1 protein-coding gene is annotated in these 4,310 nt (G+C 39.9%); it reads right to left on the bottom strand.

The annotated features are described in order from the left end of the window. On the bottom strand, positions 1 to 4,115 hold a 4,115-nt coding region (locus tag QM450_RS10445), incomplete at its 3' end, for a Rib/alpha-like domain-containing protein (RefSeq protein WP_414320550.1). Positions 4,116 to 4,310: the final 195 nt, after the last annotated feature.

The raw sequence follows: 4,310 nt of genomic DNA, 5'->3' as shown, positions 1-4,310 counted from the left end.
CCTACATTACCAATTGATTTCTTAGGATCTGGTGTTTCACCTACATTAACAGTTTGGTCTTTAGGTGTTGGATTGTTCTTCTCTGCATCTGTACGTGGATCTACTACCTTAACAGTTACTGGTACTTCATCCTTAGAGCCATCTGGGTAAGTGACAACTGCTGTTGTTTTCTTATCGCCTGGTGTTGTAGTGTCTACTGGAGTCTTGTATTCAACTGTAGTTCCTTTTGGAAGATCGCCTACATTACCAATTGATTTCTTAGGATCTGGTGTTTCACCTACATTAACAGTTTGGTCTTTAGGTGTTGGATTGTTCTTCTCTGCATCTGTACGTGGATCTACTACCTTAACAGTTACTGGAACTTCATCCTTAGAGCCATCTGGGTAAGTAACAACTGCTGTTGTTTTCTTATCGCCTGGTGTTGTAGTGTCTACTGGAGTCTTGTATTCAACTGTAGTTCCTTTTGGAAGATCGCCTACATTACCAATTGATTTCTTAGGATCTGGTGTTTCACCTACATTAACAGTTTGGTCTTTAGGTGTTGGATTGTTCTTCTCTGCATCTGTACGTGGATCTACTACCTTAACAGTTACTGGAACTTCATCTGTCGAACCATCTGGATAAGTTACTACAACTGTACGTGTGACTTGACCATTGTTAACAGTTGGAGTTTCTCCAGCTTTCCATGTATATGTCGTTGTTGTACCTGGTGTTGTTCCTTTAAGTGGCAAGTCAGACTTGTTGGCAATATAAGTCTCTGGTGATCCCAAATCTGGAACAGTTCCATTTGAAGTCAGATTCACTGTAGGAGTTGTAGCTGTTGGTGTATATTTATCAGCTTGCTTACGGAACTCAATCTGAATATTGGCGTTATTTGTAGCATTTGAAACGTTATTATTATTTGTTAAATTAGATTGGTCATATCCAGTAATATAACGGGTCCAGCTGTTTTTGCTAGCGTCAGGATTAACTGTCTGACCTTTACCTACATGCCCTGAAATAGTAACTTTATATGGGTTAGTATCTGTCGCATTTCCATTTTGTCCCAAATTGTTAGATTTATCGGTAAAGTTAATATCTGTTCCTTTAGCAGTATCGCTGATTCGCGCTTGACTTCTCATCTCAAATGGATTTGAAGTATCAGTGGTCACAGTAACTCTATCATCTACCTTAACTTTATCCAAGCGACCACTGTTATCAGTTAAGTTCACATCAACACTAAATTCTTCTTCACGATAAACGATAATCTTACGTGGGTTAGTACTATCAATTTCTGCATTACTAATAGGAGTTAAGCTAGTAATTGTTGGTTTTTGAACATCTTTTGCAGTTGCAGTTGCTGGATCTGAATCAGCACCATTTCCATTCTTCGTAACTACTGTTACTTTTGTTCCGTCTTTTACTTTATTTTCCGGAATCGTGATTTCCCCAGTATTTGGATTGATTTGTACTTCTGGAGTATTTACTGTCCAGTTTCCTTTCGGATCTTTCTTTCCTTCAGCTGTTTTTTGCTTGTTATCTTCCCCTGTATAGCTTACAGTAATCTTATCTACTTTCGTTGAATCTTGCGGTTTTGCAGTTACATCCCCATTATCCTTAGCTGTTGCTACTGGTGTTTGTGGTTTATCATCTATAACATGTACCGCCGCATCTACAAGAAACGTGCCACGTTGTGGTATTACTACTTCTACCGTACCATGAACAGGTTTTCCTGGCTCAGTGACTTTCGATACATCAGGATCTTTAAACCAACGATAGGTTGTACCTTTTGGCAATTTATCGGTATTTCCAATACTCTTAATAGCATCTGGAACAACTCCTACTTTAGTAGTTTGCTCTTTAGATACTGGTTGGAAATTGAAATTAGTTGCTTCTTCCGGTCTCAATGGCAACGTACCGATGATGGCGTTTTGTCCTTCTTTATACCGATCTCTTCCTCCCAATGTATACCCTCCATAGGCAAGAAACGGATCATTCGCTAAACGTGATTTGATCTCTGATAACATCGGGTTGCTTTTATCTTTTTTACCCCAATCCGACATAATACTTTGATCCAATTCGTCACCTTCTAAAACTTTTGTTTTGAAAGTCATAATTGTACGGTTCCCAGCAGTCACGTTCATTTTATCCTCGATAACTCCACGAACAAGATTGTATTCAAGACCGCCTTTCTTGATACCTAACATTTCCAGGACTCGAGGGAATGCATCTGCATTAGGCTCTGTACCATCTCCACTATTTTTACGATAAATATTCTTCTGCCATCTATTTGATGGTTCTATATAATCCATCCAAGCATCTGCATTTTCAGCATAAGATGATCCAGAACGTTTCTCTCCATCTTTCACATAAGCACGGAATACAGGGTGGTCATACTCCCACGCTGAAGCAGTAGGATATGTTTTATAAGATTCCTGTTTACCTTTTTTAATTTGGGTATAAGTAAAATCATACGGATCTCCAACCGTACGCGGAATTGCAAGTGAGATTTTTTTAGACAATCCTGCCTGCGCATTTGCCGCTGGACCTGAGTCTACAATCCAGTAATAATACTTGCTACCATTTTCTTCAATACGCATCTCACGATACACACGAATGTTATCATAAGCTTGATTAGCTTTTCCTTTACTTACGAAAGCATACTGCTTCGTATCTGGTGAAAATACATCGCGGTGTGAGTAATCAATCATAGGATTTTCAGTCCAACCAACACCGAAGTCTGTGACTTTTGTTGCACGAACAATACTCGTTCCACGACCAACTACTTTCCCATCTTTAGTTACTACAGCTGTGACTTCCGCACCTTCCACCATTAGGTTAGGATCAACGTCAACAGTAAAGTATCCATTAGATTGCGACTTCGTTTTATATTTTTGTCCTCCTACTGTGATTTCCACATCAGATTCCGCTGCTGTATATCCATCAACTTGTTTAATATAGACCAGGCTATCATTGAAGGAAACTGTATGTCCTTCGCTTACAACTTCAGTAGCGACAGTTGTGCCATTCACTACCAATGTAACTGTATCTCCAACTTTAATCCCAGGAGCATTTAACTTGAACTGTCCTGAATCATCAAGCGTTGAAGTTACCAACGTCTGGCCATTTTTCTTAATTTGAATTGTTGAAGATGGTGTCGCATAACCTGTAATAAATCCAGAATCTGCTACAATGATTCCTAATTGTCCACGTTTTGTATCTTTATCTATTGGTACAGATCTTAGACCAGTTCCTTCACCCATACTTTGACCATTACGTGGATCATGAGAACCTGAAGTCAAACGATTACGTGCGATCATAACAGAACTTTCGTTACGTTTGATGACACGATTCATATCCTCAACATCACGAAGGCTGACTTCTACACCACCAAATACAGACTTAGCTACGGCAACTTGGGCAATAGCTTTTTCCAAGATTTCACGTGTCAAGTCATTCTCTGGTGTTTGGGCGATAGTCTGCTCCAAACGATCAATAGATAATTTGAGACTAGCTTTAGCTTTTTCCAGTTGCTCAGCATTAGTATTTGCTGAAGTTTCCTCAGACTTAGCTGAAATTTCTGAAGTTGGCTTCGCTACTTCTGGCTTGATTTCCGGAGTTACATCCTGTGCACTTCTATCGTTTTTCTCCTCTTCTTTGACTTTAGGAGTTTCCACTGCTCGTAGCTGGTCCAAAACATTGGTCAAGCGAGCTACTAAAGCGTCCACTTCTTCTTGACTCACTTTTGAATCAGCGAGAGTTTGTTCAGCCTTAACAAGTTCTTCCTTGGCACGGACTAAAAGATCTGCATTCGCAGTTTCCTTGAAGTTGAGATGATCTTTGATCTGTGTCACAAGCTGACTTGCAGTAGCTGTATCCACTTTTACAGAACTAGCAGGCTCTTCCTTACCTTGCGATTCAAGCGAACTCGTTCCTTGAATTGAAGCCTCTACCTGAGATTGATCAACAGGTGTCACGCTATCCGCACTAACGACACGCGCACCCAAAAACATCAGCGCTGCAACAGCAACTGAAGCCGCACCGAAACTATACTTACGAATAGAGAAGCGTAAGACTTTTTCCTGTTGTCGACGCTTTACTCTACTTAGTGAATTGTGAATTTGATTTTTTTCCATCGTTCCTCCTTATATTAAAGACAAAATCAAATTGAGAAAAAAATCACTCTTTTGAGCAATTTTTACACATCACAGCTATCACAGCTATCACAGCTATCACAGCTATCACAGCTATCACAGCTATCACAGCTATCACAGCTATCACAGCTATCACAGCTATCACAGCTATCACAGCTATCACAGCTATCACAGCTA

It is taken from the genome of Streptococcus infantis, from assembly GCF_047464615.1.
GTDB lineage: Bacteria > Bacillota > Bacilli > Lactobacillales > Streptococcaceae > Streptococcus > Streptococcus infantis_Y.
The sequence above is the reverse complement of the archived record's forward strand: the minus strand, read 5'-3'. Positions and strand labels throughout refer to the sequence as shown.